The organism is Ensifer sp. ENS02 (genome assembly GCF_014851885.1).
In the GTDB taxonomy this organism is placed as follows: Bacteria; Pseudomonadota; Alphaproteobacteria; order Rhizobiales; family Rhizobiaceae; genus Ensifer; species Ensifer adhaerens.
In genome coordinates, this window is sequence record NZ_JACVAO010000027.1 from 36,151 (window position 1) to 52,887 (window position 16,737).

The window sequence follows — 16,737 nt, forward strand, 5'->3', positions numbered from 1 at the left end:
GGGGAGCGGTGCTTGGTGCGACTGGACTGTCAAGCGGCCTTTGGATGTTCCATCTCGCTCCACGAGTACTTGAAACGACCGTCAACGGATTGCCGCTGGATCTCGCCGCGATCATGCATCGTTGACAGCGCGGCCCCAACCTGGTTGAGGTTGTGTTCGTGCCCTTTTGCCCGAAGGGCCTTGGCGACGTCCGAAATGCTGCGCTGGTCGTCGAAAAAGCCCTCGCCTCGCAAAACCTTGATTTTGTCACGGCAGGAATTGCCAGCCACACGCTTTGACCCTCGCGAAACGGCGACTGCTGCCGGTGCAACCTCTGCGGGCTGCTCCACGACCACCGGAGTGGCCTTAAGCTCAGGCGCGCTCGGTGCGGCGACTTTCGGCAAGTCGGTTGTTGTGGCCCGCGAACGCTCAATGATCGGCATCAGCTTGTCGAGGTAGGTTCGGACAAATCCATCCTCTCCTTCAAGTTCTATCGATACCGCCTGTGTGTTGATTATGACCTTTGCATTTGACATTTTGGGTGGGAATTTCCTTCTGGTTTCCTGTGGCGACACATATTCAGCCTATCATAGTGCAATTGTGACAATTCGCCAAGATGCGTCATTCCTCTGTCGGAAACGCATTCCATTTCCTGCGACGAGCGAGTTTTTCTGTCGCTCGGAGACGCCTATCAAATGGATCCACAGAGCCGGAAACGGTCTCTCCTGTGCCTGCGAGGAAAAAACGACCCTCAGGAACGCAAGCAAGACGTTGATATTTAATCTTATTTTTTAATAACCCTGTGCCGAGATGCAAAACTATTACCTTCTTGATAATTGCGGGATGTATCCGCGAAGGCTAACAAAGGATCATTCGTCTGGATGACGCGTGTTCAGTTCAGCAGCAGCGGACAGGAAATATTATGATGCGCTATGTGACGGAAAAGTGGATCGATGAAATCATACTCAATTCACCCTTCGTGCGACCCATGGACGTGAAGTCGATCGAGGTCGCGATTGATCAAGCCCATCTTCGCCTACCAATTCGCGTTGAACATCGGAATGTGGGCGCCCTCGTCCACGGAGGTGTCATTGCGGCTTTTGCCGAAATCGCTGGATCGGTGGCCGGCGTATCCGGTATACCGGACGACGACGCCTTTGGATGCGCAACCTCACAATTGAATATTACATACCTCCAGCCGGCCGAAGGAGCATATCTCGAGGCAAAGGCCTGCATTGCTCATCGCACGGCACGGCAGACCATCGCCGACGTGCACATCGTGGACGACAAGGACCGGGCGGTTGCCAAGGCGACTGTCATTTGTCGGATTTTCAACCGGGAAAGCCTGGTCAACGCGGCCTGACCTCGCCGTTTTTCTCAAGCTGACGACTGGTCGTGATGGCACGAATGCGGTCGTCAGCACTTTTTCTGGGTCTGGCAATCCACTGCGTCTCAACCGCACTGCGGACTTCGCGGCATTGCCCTCCAGGCCTTTCGGCGGGGGCTGCTCGCTCACCGCGCCGTGCTTATCTTGGTCGAAAGGCTCCAGCGTCGCTTGCCAAAGTGCTTTTGCAAGTCCATGCGGGTCTTCCAAACCCATCGAATGCCCGGCATCTGCGACAATTGCTACCTGGATGCCCGACGACGTCATAAACGCGACGTCCGCATGGCCGCTCAACACCATTGCCACAATTGCTGCTTTCATCATCGTTTCTCCGATGGGATAAATCACCGCTCCAACCCGCGACCCTGCCGACGCTCGGCATCGAGCCGCTGGCGGACCTCGGGCACTGCTTTGCCCTGGGCGAGATCGCGTTCCACGATCGCACGGGCTTGATCGACGAACCGAACTTGATCGTTCTTGGCGAGGCGCTGCTGGGCGAACGACCGGGCTGCCTGTTCAAAGGCGAACGCGTTGCCCAGCTCGGGGTGTTTTTCGGCGGCAACGCGCTTGTCCTTCGGCGTGCCGTCGCGGGTCGCGCGATAGGCCTCCAGGGTCTCGTTCTTCTCGATGGTAATAGCGTGGCCCGTCTGCTTGCCCAGCTGCTCAGCGCGCAGCTTGTCCTGCTCGGTCGGCTGGTAACCCTTGACCTCGACCCCGCGAGAGGCGATAAATCCAGGCGCGCCGACGGAAGCCCTCGTCGCCCTTGACGGTCGCCTCTGTCTACCCGCGAGCGTCCGCCGTATCCGCGATGGCGTCCACAGCCTGGTCATCGAAGGTCCGCGAAGTACTGAGGCGATTGCCCTTGTCCTCGAAAGCGGTCCGCGAAGGAGCTTCCTTGGTGACGAACCTTGCCGGATTTTTCGGATCGCGGTTGTAAGCAGCCTCGACCTCGGCCGGCACCAGCTTGTCGCGTGCGGCCGCATTGTTAAGCGCGGAGAAATCCCGGATCTGATTGTGCCCCTTTGTGAGCTTCTGTGCGGACGTCGCTACCACCGGCGCGGCCGGCGCCGCGGGCTTCTCCTGCGCTTCCTGGTCCCTCTTGGCCTGTTCGGCGGCCGGCGCCATCACAGCCGCGATCTGGTGCGGCGTGAGGCGCTCGGTCGAATTCAGCTCGCGTTCGGCAATCGGATATCCAGGTTGGCTTTGTGCTGGAAGCTGTAATAGACGACGCGACCGTCAGAATGCTTGATACCGATCGACAAAAGGAGCACATCACCCTCTATGGGTGCGTCAGGCCATCGCATCCCGACCGACAAGACCCTCCCCCTCCGCACCGTGGCGGCCTTGGCGTCTATCGGAACGAACCCGGAAAAGCCCGCGGAAATCATCAGAAAGGACAGCGGTAACCTCTTGAACGTGAACATACTGAAACTCCTTGGATGTAGGAGCAGTTATGGCCACTGCTGCGCTGGGCGGACACGCTTGCGACGACCAGGGCTTCTTGGTGTGCGGCCGTAGACTACTCAGCTGCGCGGCAGCCTTGCCCGTGGCGTCAGGCCGGCCGTTGTAGTGGCTGTGGTGCTGCACAACTTTGAGCGTACCCTTGATAAAACTGAATTCAACGGTCGAGGTCAGAATGCCGTTTGCGTCACGCAGAGAAACGATCGGGTTGTGGCCGGCATAGCACGCCGCGTAATAGCCAGCGACGCAGTGCTGGAGCGCTTTGCCCTCAGCGAACAGGGGAATGAACGAGACGGAACAGTGGGTCTGAGAACAGAGGTTTCATTTCGATCTGCAACCATCGTTCATGCATCTGACACCGATGCGCTAAGTGGTGTGAACGTGCGTCGATGGCAGCATCGCTGCCTAACCCGAGGCGTTCTGCTTTTGACTTCATGCGCGTCGATCTCGACATCATCGCCGCCAAATATCTCGGACAAGCGGTTGCCGGCTTCCTCGAACGACAGACCATTACTGATCGGATTTTGCCGGTACTTGCCGCAACTCGGCGCTGCGCAATTCAGTTATGTTAGCACATGAAAACGTCGCCGTAGATTTCTGATCGCTGCGATGTATGAGCTCTATGATCTGATCTGCGCTATTTTTTAGGAACCATTGTGTAAGTGCCCCGTCGGAAACAGGCTGCTTCGACATCGGTTTCCAACCCTCTGCATTGAACTCAGCTGCCGCCACCTCGATATCTGTCACGCTCAGGGCCACGTGATGCAGGGCGCCTTGCTGCCGGCTTCGCCTCCAACGATCGAGTTGGTCCCCTTGGGCATTGGGCGCCAAAAGCACGACGGTGCCTCCGTTTGGTAATTTGGCAGTGCCGAAAACCATGCTGAGGTACGAACCCGATGCGTTCAGATGCTCGCAAAAGTCGTCTGGCCATACCCCCGGTCCCTCGACCAGTCGTGCATCAGCTTCTGCAAGGCGCCACAGGTAGTCGGCATGTTCTAAGCGATCAGCCACGACGAGGGCGAAGTGATCGATCTCGTAGTAACTGGCGCCAATCCCCATGATCATTGGTGCCGTGCTCCACGATGAAACATCTTGATAGTCCCTACGCAATAACAATAGACCATCTTGGAAAACGGCCAGACCGTCGAGAACGGTTTCCACCGCTTGTGACAGCGTTTCGGTATCGACTGCTGTGTCGGCAGGAAACTGGAGCCATTCCCGCAATGACGGGCTGGCGAAGATATCGGTTTCTATGCCTTTTTTTCTGAGCTCGCACGAGATCTTCCGGGTGCCTTCGCCAACCCTGACGAGAAGCCCTCGATCGGTGCCCTTCAGCGGACCGATATGATGTCGCAGGATCATCGCTGGCACATGCAGCGAATGCGCGGGGCATACCTGGCCCAGCATCGGCTCTGTAGCCTTCATCTCAACCTCCTCGAGAACTGATCAAGAATTCGATCACCAAAGTGCGCCTGGAAAGCAGACGTTATCATTGGACGCACCCCTCTCGATCCAGGTCGACCGCATCGACCGGCCCCGCCTTGCTGTGCGCACAGCAGCGGCAGGAAGAACACAATCTGACAAATCGCCTCGACGTGGACGTGGCCTGCATCCGCTGACCGAACCGGCGCGGCGTGCACCAGTCACCATCTCCAGGGCGGCAATTTTTTGCTGATCAACCGATCTTCGACCGCCCGGTTCCGCGCTCTCGCTTGCGGCCCAAAAAACAACATCCGCTGACAACGTTCGTGGCAATTCTGCAGTCCTTAAAGATTGGCGGACGAGGACTGCATCACGACCTTCGGCCTGCAGCGTCTCGAACATATGAAACGACGGCGCCTTGCTGGCCTATGACCGAGCGCTTTGGCGCAGGAGAAACGTGTACCGTATCGGCGGCTCAACGGCTGACGCAACCCAAGGCAACTGGAAGAAGGTAACGTTGTTTCCCCACGCGCCGACAAACTCCTTTTCACGGACAAGCCACAACCAACATGTGAACTATCACATAGTTTCACATTGAATAATGAACGTCAACCAATGATCATCAGAAGCTTTGAGGGGCGCAACGATTCGTTGCTGTATTTTATGCGTTGAGTATATGCGTGGCGGACCGATATCCAATCTCACTGTCGCAGCTGAACGATCTGATGGCCGGCGCGACGTGTGATGCCGCGGATTTCAGAGCGCCCTTGAACAAATCAAGGATTGGTTCCGCATCGTCAGACAGGCACGTGGCATTGTCCATGCTTGCTTTGGAGGAAGACGTCGTGTCTGACGGGTATTGTGCCCGCAAAGCGTCAGAGAACCTCACCTTTTCCTGGGAGCGGTGCGTGGTCCGCGCTTCCCTTTCGTCGGCGGCCGCAGCCTTCGCTTGACGTCTGTGACGCACATATGTAGCAATTGTGACACTTGACGGCGAATCGCAATGATGCCTTGCGAGGGCGGCTGCGCATTCGCAACTCGGGGCTGATTTATGAACTCTGACAGTGCTCATCCGACGGCTTGGCGCGCAAGTCGTTTTCCCTCCGCCCCAAGGGGGAGACGACCCAAAACGGCCCCTTGCCACTATGAAATTGAAAGCTGATTGGCGCTGATATGTCGGCAAATCTTGGAAGCCTCCTGCGACATGTTCGCGGGATGAAAGTACCAGTCAGCTGGAGCTGGCCGTTCGCCTTGGTGTATCGCAGCGGCATGTGAGCTTTATCGAAAATGGCCGTGCCCGGCCAAGTCGAGAATTGCTCATTGCCTGGCTCGTAGAGGTCGATGCGCCCAAACCGATGCGAAACGCGGCATTGCTACAAGCCGGTTTCTCGGCCGGCGGCGCTGCCGATGGAAAGGCGGAGATTGCTCGTGCGATTACCCGTTCGGCGCTTTCAAGGATGCTACAGGCGCACGAGCCGTTGCCGGCACTTGCCTTCTACAGCGATCGAGTGGTGGATTGCAATTCGGGGTGCCGGTGGCTGTCTTCGGTCGTCATGCCTGGCCCCTGGAGCGAGCGGGAAGACCATCGCGGCCTCGATCTGCTCGAGGCGGCGATGCACCCGCAAGGGCTCTTTTCGAGAATGCGAAATTTCGAAGTCGTTGCCCCGGCGATGTTGATGCAGTCGAAGGCCGAGGCATGGACCCGCCCGGAGCTGACACCAAAAGCCGTAGCGCTCGAAACGTTCCTCGTCGAGCGTTTTGGTCCTCTACCACCCGTCGAATTCGCACTATGCCAGCCGAATTTGGACATCGAATTCGAGACGGATTTCGGCGTCCTGTCGTTCCTGACGATCCAGAGCGTCTTCGGGCTGGTCCAGGATATCTCCACGACCTCCTACCGCCTCGAACTCTGGTATCCGAATGACAAGTCGACACCTGATATTGTGACAGCTTACGGCAGTGCCCTCTTAAATCCCCTCTTGTGAGGTCGTTTCGTGTGCCTGCGACTTGCTTCAACATAAGCGCCGGTAGGACCTAAACAGAGACCCACATCTTCTTCAGCTGAGTTCCGAGCCGCTCTGCGATCTGCCGATCCTGCGCCTCCGTCGTGTTGACGATGTTTGGATTGCGCGCCTCGAGCGCGAAGCGCCCAAACGCGGCGGGCCAAATGTACCGCAAGTCGTTCAAGGAAACCTTGGTGCCGCAGCAAGGCGCCTTGACGCTGAGATTTCTGAACTCATCGGCAAGTGCTGTATCCATGGCGTCGCCCCACCATTGCTGCGCATCGGCACCACAAGCGATACATTCCACGCCCGACCAATTTTCACCGGGATCTTAGAACCTGACTTTATCCTCGAACCTCGAGACAACATCGTCGGCTTCCGGCACAATCGATGTCAGCAGGGAAACTGCCTTGCTTGCATCATCTGGAGATGGTTGCCAGAACGGATCGGCTGGAACGTAGCGCAGAATACTGTCTGACATCATTGTTTTCCTTTGTCGTGGTCCCAGGCAACAGCCGCTTATCGGCCTTGTCGGCCGGAAACCTCGGGCAACTTGCTTGAACGTCGTCACGGGCTCGGCTGTCTTCGTGATCATGTGCACCTCGATTGTGCCGGCACAAAAAAATCTTGGACGCCAGCAAAGAGCACAGCCAGACGACCGTTAAACCCGCTTCAGCAACTCATGACAGGCGCCTGTCGGGCAAAGGGATGCCTTCAGATTTGGCATATGCCAGCAATTCCTCAGGTTCCAATGGGTCTTCCGTTTTTGTCAGAATTCCCGCCTGTTCCTTGATATAGTCGGCTATTTTCTCCGCCTGGTCGGGCGACCAGCTGTTTACCGTGTCGCTGAAATCCGATCTGCTGTACCCGAGCGCGCCGAGCGAAGCCATCATGAGGGTGCCGGCGCTTCGCATCAATGGTGGACCTCCGAGCAGGTTCTCATTGGGCAGGATCAGCGATGCGTAGCCTGCCAGATCGCGATCTTGGAAATCGTTGTGCTCTGCGAGCTTTGCCGCAATGTCCGATCGTACCCCCAGCACGGTTGTGAGATAGTCAGCGTCCGCGGCATCGAACTTGTGTGCCGTCTTCCACGCGCCGCGTCCAGTGACGACGCTTGATGCCATGAGCATCACCACGGCCCCGATCCCGCTGTAGAAGAATCTACCACGCGCCATGAGAAAGCGAGAGGCAGCATTGCCTCCGGTGCCCGCCTGTAGCCCGGAGGCGGCAGTCGCCGGCCCCACCGTTTGAACCGCGTTTACGCCCGGTCCGGCAAGAAAGGCCAGATCGCCTGCAACACTCAGTCCGTATCCCAGGGAAGTGATCCAGTCACCGCGCGCGCCGTGGACCACCGCATTGGTGCCATCTGCAAGCACATAGCCAACATCGGCCATATCCTTCAAAACGGCTGCCAAGACCCCCTTCATCCAATTCTTTGCGCCGTCGGATACTCGCATGCCATCAACATTGCTTGCTGCCGAATTGTACCATTTCTGAAAAGGCGTATTCGGATTGTTGGTTTTCGGATCGATGCCGAAGGCTGTCGCCTTCCAGTTCGGGACAATTGCGTCCAGACCATGGGCAACGGCGGCCGTACCGTGCGGAACGGCAAACAACACATCTAGCCAATCATCGCTGTTGAGTACGGACATCGTGTTGGCGGCAAAGAGGTACGAACTGAGCCCCTTCGAACCGCGACCGAGCAAATTCTCGTTCCACGCGACGGGTTGATGGGGAGCGAGTACACCGGGTAGTGGCTCTGGGGGCAGTTTTCCGACCAGTACGTCGCGCAGCCTTCCCGGTTTCACCGTCTTTGTTAACAGTTCAACAGTAACGATTGTCGCCAGGTTTCTGGTAGAGCGCTGCACCCACAGCGTGCCGGGAAGCTTTTGATTGTCGTCTGCAAGTTTAGCCAGCTGCTCGATCGGCAACGGTTGCAGGTTCTCATAGGCGCGCTGAAGCGGTTCTGCGTCTGCGTTGCCCGCTGTCAAAGCAGGGCGGTAGTGCTCCAGAGCCAGACCAATGCTTTCCTGCTTTTCCCACATTCGGTCCAATTCGTTTCCGAGATCGTTCAGCTTGCGCACTTTGTCGGGATTTTGGGCCGCTAGCTTCGCAAGATCATTGTTCCTTTGTCGCACCTGATCATCGCCGCGCTGCAACTTATCGGCGGGAAACGCCGCAAGACCATGATAAAGATCGCCCCAGGCCGCACTGGCCTTTTCGCCATGCGCGTTCATCGCATCACCAAATCTGGCGATAGCTTCCTTTGCGAGCGTGATCGCCAGCTGTCTCGGCTCGCCAGTGGCTTGGGCGGCGAACGAGAGCATCAACGCGGCATCCCCATTTCCGACCGCATCCGCGAATGGCCGAAGGAACTCCGCCATATGGCTATCCTTGTTGCGCTCGACGCCGGCGTTGACCTTCGCAAGGAGCTTGCTTGCGAGCCGATCGACGGCCTGCTTGCCTTCGCCCGGCTCTCGGCCGTCGCCATAAAGAACGCTCTGGGACGCAGCCGCCAGGTTGTGCGACATCTCCTCTTGCCGGGCGAAGTTCTCGTTGGTGGGGACGAAGGAGACCTCATTCAATGCCTGATCGAGCATTCCGACCACCTGCGGATCGCTCATGATCTTCGCGCCGTAACCGGGCAAAGTGAAGCCCGTAGAGGTCACAGCCGCCAGCCTGGCCGCAAATGCTGAAGCGCCGTCTGCGCCGCCATTGCCCCAGGCGGCCTGCAATTGGCGAACAGGTTCCGCCTTGAAGAGCTCCTCCTTGGCGGCCTCCACCCCCGTTGCGACCGCTTTTTGGTAGCTGTCCTTGTCGCCGGCGTAGTAGGTTTCATAGACGCCTGCGCGCTTTAAAAGCGTCGCCAGCTTGATCTCCGACGTGCCGCTCTGTTGACCATTTGCCGCGGCCCGGGCGACGTCCAACAGCTGTCGCTCTGTTTCCTTGGCAACGCGGGCGTAGTCTCTTTTTTCCGCTGCCTCAAGCAGCACGCCCAACTGGGTACGGGTCCGCCCGTCGGCTTGCCATTCGCGCTGCATCAGCTCACGCGCCTCTTCGACGGCTCCGGTAAAAATAGGATCCACCGGCGCGCGGTCTGCAATCGAACGCACCAGATTCCCAAGCTCCGAAGGATCGATCGCGCCGTCCACATTTCGGTCTTGTGCAGAAATCGGCACGCCTTGCAGCGTCGAGGCATAATCGATTTCCCGCCTGATGGCATCGACCAGCAATCCCTTTGCCTCAAGACGTTCGGTGCCATTGCGAGCGCTTCTCGCCACATCCAGATAATCACGCTGGTCCTCCAGAAACTTCATCCTGGTCGCGTCGAGAATAACAATAGCATCGCCGTTGCGGATTTTCCGATCCGCATCAAGGGGAGCGGCCGGACGCATTCCGAAGGCCTCCCGATCGAGCCAAGGTGTTGCTGCCAACTGCAGCTGAAGGGCTTTCTGGTCCCGCCTGTCGGCAACGCCTTCGCGAACATACATCCGGTAGGGCCAAAGACCGGGGGCAGCCGATTGCTGGGCGATACCCAGGATCGGACCATCCCACCGGGTCGAAAATGAACCCGGGTTGAGTGTGAATTCGGTTAGGTGTCGCGGGATGGGTTGATCGCCATCAAAAGTCTGCTGTGCCCCTGCCCTGTCGTCCCGTGGCGACGGATTGTTTGCCTTTTGAAGATTGGTTTGAAACGAATTCTTCGCCGATTCCAGGTCGTCCGCACGCGAGTATCGATACGCTTCGGATTCACACTTCGTAATCGCCATAATAGAGCCCCTTCCAACACCAACATCACATTCAGTGCAGCGTATCACAATAACATCACAATTCAATATCGTGAAAATATGCACGCTGCATCGGGTTGTCGGACGCGGCTCGCTGTGATAGTCACACCGCCGATCGCCATCCGCTCGATGATGACGTCGTCAATTCCTCAGGCACCAGCATGGTTCCGACGAATGGCCCGAAACGGCGACCGTCCGCGGCGGGAAGGCATCATTTCAACTAAGGAGGATTAAAGATGAAACCAGCGCATCACATCGTGCTGTGTGCACTGACAGGTCTGTTGATGTTTGCCAACGTAGGGCGCGCCGCTGATCTGGTCGTGGCAACGGACACCGCCTTTGTGCCGTTCGAGTTCAAGGACGGAGACAAGTATGCGGGTTTTGATATCGATCTTTGGGGCGCCCTCGCCAAGGATATCGGTGTGACCTACACACTTCAGCCGATGGACTTCAACGGGATCCTTCCCGCCCTTCAAACCAAGCAGGTAGATGTCGGTATTGCCGGCATGACCATCTCTGAAGAACGTCGAAAGGTTGTAGACTTTTCCGACGGTTATTATGATAGCGGTTTGCTGCTTCTTGTTCCCGCGGACAGCCCGATCGCCGCTGTAGAGGACCTTGATGGCAAGACGCTCGCCGTGAAAACGGGCACGTCGGCAGCTGACTATGCCAAGGCGAATTTTCAGAAAACTGAGCTTCGGCTCTTCCCTAACAGTGACAATGCGTTTCTTGAGGTTATTACCGGTCGCGCAGACGCGGCCATGCACGATACGCCGAGCATCCTCTATTACATTCACAAGTTTGGCCAGGGCAAGGTGAAAGCGGCCGGATCCTCGATCGAGGCTCAGCAGTACGGCATCGCCTTCCCCAAGGGGAGCGACCTCGTGTCCAAGGTGAACACGTCGCTCGCCAAGCTGAAAGGCAATGGCACCTACCTTGCGATCTACCAGAAGTGGTTCGGCACAGCGCCGCCGCAGGATTGATCACCCGTCCAACCGTTTTGGTTTGTTCGGACACCAGGATGAGGTTTTCGAAGAAAGGTAAATCTCGTGCAGTTTGAATGGTCTGCTTTTTGGGGCGCCCTGCCCCACCTTCTCGAAGGAGCACGACAGACGATCTTGATTGCCGCCGCCGGCTTGGCCGGCGGCTTGGCAATCGGCGTAGTCGTTGGGCTTCTAAGAGCGTTTGGCAACACGCTGCTTGGCGCATTGGCGGTTGCCTATGTCGAGTTCATCCGAGGCACGCCGATCGTCGTGCAAGTGATGTTCATCTATTTCGCGCTGCCGATGCTCGCCGATATCCGCATCGACCCGCTGATGGCGGCGATCCTGTCAATCATGATCAACGCCGGCGCGTATATTGCTGAAATTGTGCGGGGATCGGTGATTTCGGTATCGCGCGGCCTTAAGGAGGCTGGCCTGGCTCTCGGACTGCCGTTCTGGAAAGTTGTAGTCCATGTTGTCGGTCCCATCGCCTTTCGACGCATGATCCCGGCGCTTGGCAATCAATGTGTCATCAGCCTCAAGGACACGTCCTTGTTTATCGTGATTGGCGTCGGTGAACTGACCCGCCAAGGGCAGGAAATCATGGCCACGAATTTCAGGGCCGTCGAGATATGGTCGGCGGTGGCACTCATTTACCTTGTACTGACCGGCACGGTGTCGCTCGCCCTTAAGCTGGCCGAAAGAAGGATGCGCATTCTATGAGTGTCGTTGAATTTCAGAAAGTTTCGAAGTCCTTTGGCCCCATGACAATCTTCGATGAGGTCGACCTCTCGATCGAGGCCGGCGACCGCGTCGTGCTCATCGGCCCATCGGGATCCGGTAAATCGACGCTGCTTCGTTGCATCAATGCCCTTGAGACGATTGATGACGGAGACCTCATCGTTGACGGATTGAGCGTCAAGGGCAATGCTCGTCAGGTTTGCCTCATCCGCCAGGAAGCAGGCATGGTCTTCCAGCAATTCAATCTGTTTCCACAGAAGACGGCTCTGGAAAACGTCGCTTTCGGGTTGCGACAGGTTCGTGGCGTTGGCCGCAGACTGGCGGACGAACAGGCTGTGGCCCTGCTCGGCAAGGTCGGCCTTGCAACACACGCCAAACACTATCCCTCGGAACTGTCGGGTGGGCAGCAGCAACGCGTCGCGATTGCACGTGCGCTCGCAGTCAAGCCCAAGCTGATGCTGTTTGACGAACCAACCTCAGCGCTCGACCCTGAACTGCGCCACGAGGTGCTCAATGTCATGCAGGAGCTGGCTGATGAGGGCATGACGATGATCGTTGTGACCCATGAAATGGCATTCGCCCGCAAGGTCGGCACGCGTATTATCTTCATGGAGAAGGGCAAGATCGTAGAAGATGGATGCCCAGCGGACCTTCTTAATAACCCGGCCAATCCACGCCTGAGAGATTTTCTCAAGCATGTTGACTAGTCTTTCCGGACTGCGGTCTCTCGACGGCGAGCACCCGGATCTCAAGCAGCAACGAAACGCTGTCTTGAGACGCGCCGTCGGGGAAATCGTTGATGCCATGCGCCGTGAGACGGAACGTGGGCGCACTGCCGATTACATACCGCAACTGCAGCAGGTCGATGTCAAGCGTTTCGGGCTCGCCGTCACGACGATGGACGGCGAGGTCGTCGCCGGCGGAGACTGCGATGAACCGTTTTCGATCCAGAGCGTCTCCAAGGTTTTCACGCTGACGCTGGCACTTGGCAAGATTGGTGACCAGATCTGGCAGCGTGTCGGACGAGAGCCATCAGGCAATGCGTTCAATTCAATCGTCCAGCTGGAGCACGAGGATGGCGTTCCGCGAAACCCCTTCATAAATGCCGGCGCCATCACTGTCACCGATATCATTCTGGAGGGACAACAGCCGCGCGCGACCATCGGCTCCATCCTTCGTTTCGTGCGGGAGTTGACGCAAGCCAACGGCATCTATGTCGACAAGGCGGTTGCAAGGTCGGAAGCGGCTACCGGATTTCGCAACCATGCGCTTGCCCACTACATGAAATCATTTGGGACGCTTGCCAACCCCGTCGATGCGATAATGGGCGTTTACTTCCACCAGTGCGCGATGGCGATGAGTTGTCGCCAACTGGCCTCAGCTGGCCGCTACCTTGCAATGTCGGGACAACAGGCAAGCGGGCTGAAAATCATTTCGGCCGCGGCGGTTCGGCGCATCAACGCGCTCATGCTGACCTGTGGCCACTACGATGGCTCGGGCGATTTCGCGTTTCGGGTCGGGTTGCCCGGCAAAAGCGGTGTCGGAGGCGGAATATTGGCGATCGTTCCGGAAGTGGCTTCCATTGCGGTCTGGTCTCCCGGTCTTAACAGGCATGGCAACTCGTTGCTAGGCACATTGGCACTCGAGCAGCTTGCAAAGACCATGGGTTGGTCGATATTCGCCAGACCGCCAAAGAAGATCCACGTGCATCCCGATTTGTCGCAGCCAGAGGCGAGCAAGGAATGATGGCGCCCAGCTTCAAGCCAATCGCGTTGAGTGTTCGTTTGCTGGCGAGATATTGGCCGCAACTGATCGCAACGGCACTGATCGGCAATCTGGCGGCCGATGTGCTTTTAAAGCTGGCTGCCCATGTTGCCATTGCCAATCATATGGCTGGACTGGCTTTCCTCACGCTCATGGTTCTCGGGCAGTTGGTTGTGACCGTTGTCATGTTCCATATCGTTCGCCCGGCGCTCCCGTGCTTTGCCAACGCGGCCGGGCACCCGGTGCCTGTTTCCGGCCCTCCGCCCGGCGGCCCGAACGACGCGGCAGGTCGCTTCGCGAATGTCGTTTCAATCGCGTTGCTGCCGTTTCTCGCCTATTACGCCGCGTGGGGTTACCTTGGAAACATTGTCAGGGAGTATTCACGGGCCGCCTTGGCGCTGGCGCCTTTCGGCTCGGATGCAAACGTGCTCGATGTCATGGATTCGCGGTGGTTACTAATTTCGGTGGCGATCTCCTGGGCTGCCCGCAAGCTGGCCAAACAGGTGCTGTCGAAGTCGTCATCGACGCTCTGGCACATCGCGATCGTGGCGTGCGAAACGAACTGGATCTTTGTCGGGCTCTTCGTCATCAGCCAATGGCAGGATTACGCCCTGAACTGGTTGAAGACGACAAAAGCCTGGTCGCTTGTGCAGTCGATGGAGCTTGGCTCCCTCGACTTTGCTCCTGCGGCCTATGCGAGCATCGCTTTACCGGTGGATAGAAGTACGGTTCCTGCGGCGTCGTTGGCCGCTGACCTCTTTTTTTTCATGTTGGTACCGCTGATATGGCTGGCGATGGCTGCATTGATCTACGGACTCGATCTTGGGGGTGCCAGCGAACTGAAGCGCACGCACAGACACACCGCGTATCTATTTGAACGCTATGCGATGATCCCCAGGTTCGTCCGGGAATTCGTCGAGCACTTTGTCAAAGCGTATCGTTCACGCTATTTGCCCATCGCCAACAGCGTGCGGCTGACAGTCGGCACGAGCGTCACTTTGCTGGCGATCTCGATCATCGGTTACCGGCTGCTGGATTGGAGCTCGGCCTGGTTGTGGTTCGGTGCCAGTCGCCTGATCGGTCCTCATGACCTTGAGACCTGGCAGGTTGCCAGCCAGGCACTGTCACTTCTCTTCGGAAGTCCATTTCAGGACTCCTCGCGTGGCTTCCTCATCGAGCCCGTGCGGATCTGTTTCCTTGCAGCGGTCCTCAATACAGCAGTCGCAAGGCTTGACGCCACGAAGGGCTAGTTTCTAGCGGCTTCTGATCGGGACGTACCGAGAAACTCAGGAAATCGGAACGCTCTTCAAACACGCTCACGGACGGCCGCATCGACGAGATGGCTTGCTTTGGAACAAGGAAGGTGTCGGCGATCGCAACTTTGTCCCCTGGGTGAGCGCCTGACATCATCGCCTCGCCGCAGGTCATCGCGCCAGCAGCGATCGGGAGCGAATCTCCCCGAACCGGTTGCCATCGCCGTCCATCGGTATCTTGCAACGATATGCCGCAGTCTGACCAAGCTGTCATCAGATCGCTGCTTTCGATTGTCACCTCGAAAATGGTCTGAACTGCCGCAGCGCCTTCGGGCACATCCTCTGCATCAACAATGCGAAGCTCCTTAAGACGCCAGCGGCCGCCGGCATAGCTGGCCTCGGCCCCGAATGATACGCCGCGGGGCGTGATCTCGCTGCTCTTCAAAAGCGTCTCGATCCCATCGGATGTGATCGCGAAGAAGGTCACGGACAAGAGGATGAACAGCGCGAACATAGAGCGCCGGCGCGAACGATCCTCCGCCTTGTCATTGTTGCTTGCATTAATCGAGGTGACAGTCATCGATCACTTACTCCTGTTTTCACGTTCGCATCCGCGAACGACCTTGCCGGGGAAATCTCAATCGGTGCGACATTCTCTCGACACGCAATCCTATAACGCTGACCATAGGGTCCCGGGATAGAAGCCTATGAAATCGGACCCTTTCGCTCTACGCATGCTGCAGTTGTGCGTAAAGCTTCAGTATCCATTTTCGCGATTCTTTCGGGACGCCGGCCGGTCGAAGCGTGCAATGCGGTTCCAAGAGCCATGACGTCATCGTATTAATAGAGCAGCTCAGTTCTCCCTGACGACAGATGACGACCCTGAGGCAATCTCGCGGAGCCGATCTGTCTCCGAATAGGGCGCGTGAGGCGGGATCGAAGGTCGATCGCCGGATCGCATGAAGGGAAGCTGGATATGGAAAGGATCATTGCCGACAACGTCGAGGGTGAAACGGCCGTCCTCGATTTTCAAACACGCCCAGGACTGCGCTATGAGGGGTAGAGTAGTGAACTGCTCGCTCAATGATTGAATTGTGAGGTGTCGAATATTGTTGACGGAAGTGATCGTATTGCGATGAACGTGGCCGGAAAGCCAAATCGCCACTTTGCCTGTGCGCTCAACCGCTTTCCGGATCGTTGCATGGTCAGGATAGGTCGCGTAATGTGGGTTTCGTTCGAAGTAACAATTTCCAATTTGCGAATGACCGGAAACCGGAACATGACTGGCAATTATTGCCGGCCTGCTATCGGAGTTTAACGCATCAATCAGCCAAACAAGATACGGTTCAGCTCTTGGAAAGCCGTCGCCCAGCTTACAAGATACGTCTGGCTGCCAAGCGATGAGGCGAAGCGCGCCGAGGTCATGAACGATGATTTGCATCGGTTGGCGAAAGATCTCCTCGTGGTCGGCAATCGTCAGGTTTTCAACGTCGTGGTTGCCAAGCAGATGGACGCGCTTTCCCGCAAAAGTTCCAAAAATGTCTGCAAGCTCGGTTGATGGTTGATAGTCCGTCTTTCTGTCTATGTCGGAGATGCGATCTCCAAGGTCGACAATAAGATCAGCTTCTTGCCTGATTGCGTCCTCGATGAAGGACTGTACATGAAGAAGGCTGTCCCAGTTTCTATCTGTCGGGCTTGCTGGCAGCTTGTGGTGAATATCAGTGATGATGTGAATTTTCATTTCGCTCCCTAACGTCAGGTTCAGTGGGCCTTCTTGCAATGATTTTCACACGATTCGGCTCAGGAACAGTGTGATCCGTTCGAACTGAAATGTTGTCGAAGACCTCGGCCGGCCAATCCACGCGACGATCTGCCCCCGCCCCACCGGTCGATGAAGTCCAGGCGATTGCGATCAGACGGGCGAACTTCATGTGCGTCACGGCCATTCTGCTGGCACCC

General features: G+C 57.2%; 16 protein-coding genes. 7 read left to right on the forward strand and 9 right to left on the reverse strand.

Annotated elements, in window-relative coordinates; genetic code table 11:
* Positions 1-29: 29 nt before the first annotated feature.
* Entirely contained in the window at positions 30-515 is a 486-nt protein-coding gene (locus tag IB262_RS33240) for a hypothetical protein (protein WP_192494448.1), read from the reverse strand.
* A 389-nt stretch (positions 516-904) separates the two neighbouring features.
* On the opposite strand from IB262_RS33240, the gene IB262_RS33245 reads away from it, so the two are divergent.
* Positions 905-1,342: a PaaI family thioesterase gene (locus tag IB262_RS33245; RefSeq protein ID WP_192494449.1), complete on the forward strand. Its 438-nt coding sequence runs from the start codon at positions 905-907 to the stop codon at positions 1,340-1,342.
* Positions 1,343-1,707: 365 nt separating this feature from the next.
* Here IB262_RS33245 and IB262_RS33250 read toward each other — a convergent pair whose 3' ends face one another.
* From IB262_RS33250 to IB262_RS33265, 4 genes are all read right to left on the reverse strand, one after another.
* Positions 1,708-2,193 carry a hypothetical protein gene (locus IB262_RS33250; RefSeq protein WP_192494450.1) on the reverse strand — a complete coding sequence of 162 codons (486 nt, stop codon included), beginning with the start codon at positions 2,191-2,193 and terminating at the stop codon, positions 1,708-1,710.
* Positions 2,144-2,488 carry a hypothetical protein gene (locus IB262_RS33255; protein WP_192494451.1) on the reverse strand — a complete coding sequence of 115 codons (345 nt, stop codon included), beginning with the start codon at positions 2,486-2,488 and terminating at the stop codon, positions 2,144-2,146. Before IB262_RS33255 ends, IB262_RS33250 begins: the two co-directional genes overlap by 50 nt.
* Before the next feature lie 41 nt (positions 2,489-2,529).
* Positions 2,530-2,787 carry a hypothetical protein gene (locus tag IB262_RS36220; RefSeq protein WP_246802809.1) on the reverse strand — a complete coding sequence of 86 codons (258 nt, stop codon included), beginning with the start codon at positions 2,785-2,787 and terminating at the stop codon, positions 2,530-2,532.
* A gap of 547 nt (positions 2,788-3,334) precedes the next feature.
* Positions 3,335-4,249 carry a VOC family protein gene (locus IB262_RS33265; RefSeq protein WP_192494452.1) on the reverse strand — a complete coding sequence of 305 codons (915 nt, stop codon included), beginning with the start codon at positions 4,247-4,249 and terminating at the stop codon, positions 3,335-3,337.
* 1,229 nt (positions 4,250-5,478) lie between these two features.
* On the opposite strand from IB262_RS33265, the gene IB262_RS33270 reads away from it, so the two are divergent.
* Positions 5,479-6,231, forward strand: coding sequence for a helix-turn-helix transcriptional regulator (locus IB262_RS33270; RefSeq protein ID WP_192494466.1), 753 nt, complete (start codon positions 5,479-5,481; stop codon positions 6,229-6,231).
* Between the two features lie 49 nt (positions 6,232-6,280).
* Here IB262_RS33270 and IB262_RS36225 read toward each other — a convergent pair whose 3' ends face one another.
* Positions 6,281-6,505, reverse strand: a complete 225-nt coding sequence (locus tag IB262_RS36225) for a hypothetical protein (protein WP_246802810.1) — start codon at positions 6,503-6,505, stop codon at positions 6,281-6,283.
* A gap of 424 nt (positions 6,506-6,929) precedes the next feature.
* A complete protein-coding gene (locus tag IB262_RS33280) occupies positions 6,930-10,019 on the reverse strand; it encodes a hypothetical protein (RefSeq protein WP_192494453.1) in 3,090 nt (1,029 codons plus the stop codon).
* 254 nt (positions 10,020-10,273) lie between these two features.
* Between IB262_RS33280 and glnH the strand changes: the two genes are divergently transcribed.
* The 5 genes from glnH (at position 10,274) to IB262_RS33305 (ending at position 14,775) form a co-directional block, all read left to right on the forward strand.
* Positions 10,274-11,020, forward strand: a complete 747-nt coding sequence (gene glnH, locus IB262_RS33285) for a glutamine ABC transporter substrate-binding protein GlnH (protein ID WP_192494454.1) — start codon at positions 10,274-10,276, stop codon at positions 11,018-11,020.
* A 66-nt stretch (positions 11,021-11,086) separates the two neighbouring features.
* Positions 11,087-11,743: a glutamine ABC transporter permease GlnP gene (glnP, locus tag IB262_RS33290; protein ID WP_192494455.1), complete on the forward strand. Its 657-nt coding sequence runs from the start codon at positions 11,087-11,089 to the stop codon at positions 11,741-11,743.
* Positions 11,740-12,468, forward strand: a complete 729-nt coding sequence (glnQ, locus tag IB262_RS33295; protein ID WP_192494456.1) for a glutamine ABC transporter ATP-binding protein GlnQ — start codon at positions 11,740-11,742, stop codon at positions 12,466-12,468. The genes glnP and glnQ overlap by 4 nt, the downstream gene beginning before the upstream one ends.
* A 64-nt stretch (positions 12,469-12,532) precedes the next feature.
* Entirely contained in the window at positions 12,533-13,507 is a 975-nt protein-coding gene (locus tag IB262_RS33300; protein ID WP_281435758.1) for a glutaminase, read from the forward strand.
* Positions 13,504-14,775: a hypothetical protein gene (locus IB262_RS33305; RefSeq protein ID WP_192494467.1), complete on the forward strand. Its 1,272-nt coding sequence runs from the start codon at positions 13,504-13,506 to the stop codon at positions 14,773-14,775. The genes IB262_RS33300 and IB262_RS33305 overlap by 4 nt, the downstream gene beginning before the upstream one ends.
* Here the strand turns inward: IB262_RS33305 and IB262_RS33310 are convergent.
* Positions 14,735-15,358, reverse strand: a complete 624-nt coding sequence (locus IB262_RS33310) for a hypothetical protein (protein ID WP_192494458.1) — start codon at positions 15,356-15,358, stop codon at positions 14,735-14,737. The two genes, IB262_RS33305 and IB262_RS33310, sit on opposite strands and share 41 nt — an antisense overlap.
* A 273-nt stretch (positions 15,359-15,631) precedes the next feature.
* Positions 15,632-16,519, reverse strand: a complete 888-nt coding sequence (locus tag IB262_RS33315; protein ID WP_192494459.1) for a metallophosphoesterase — start codon at positions 16,517-16,519, stop codon at positions 15,632-15,634.
* Positions 16,520-16,737 lie beyond the last annotated feature (218 nt).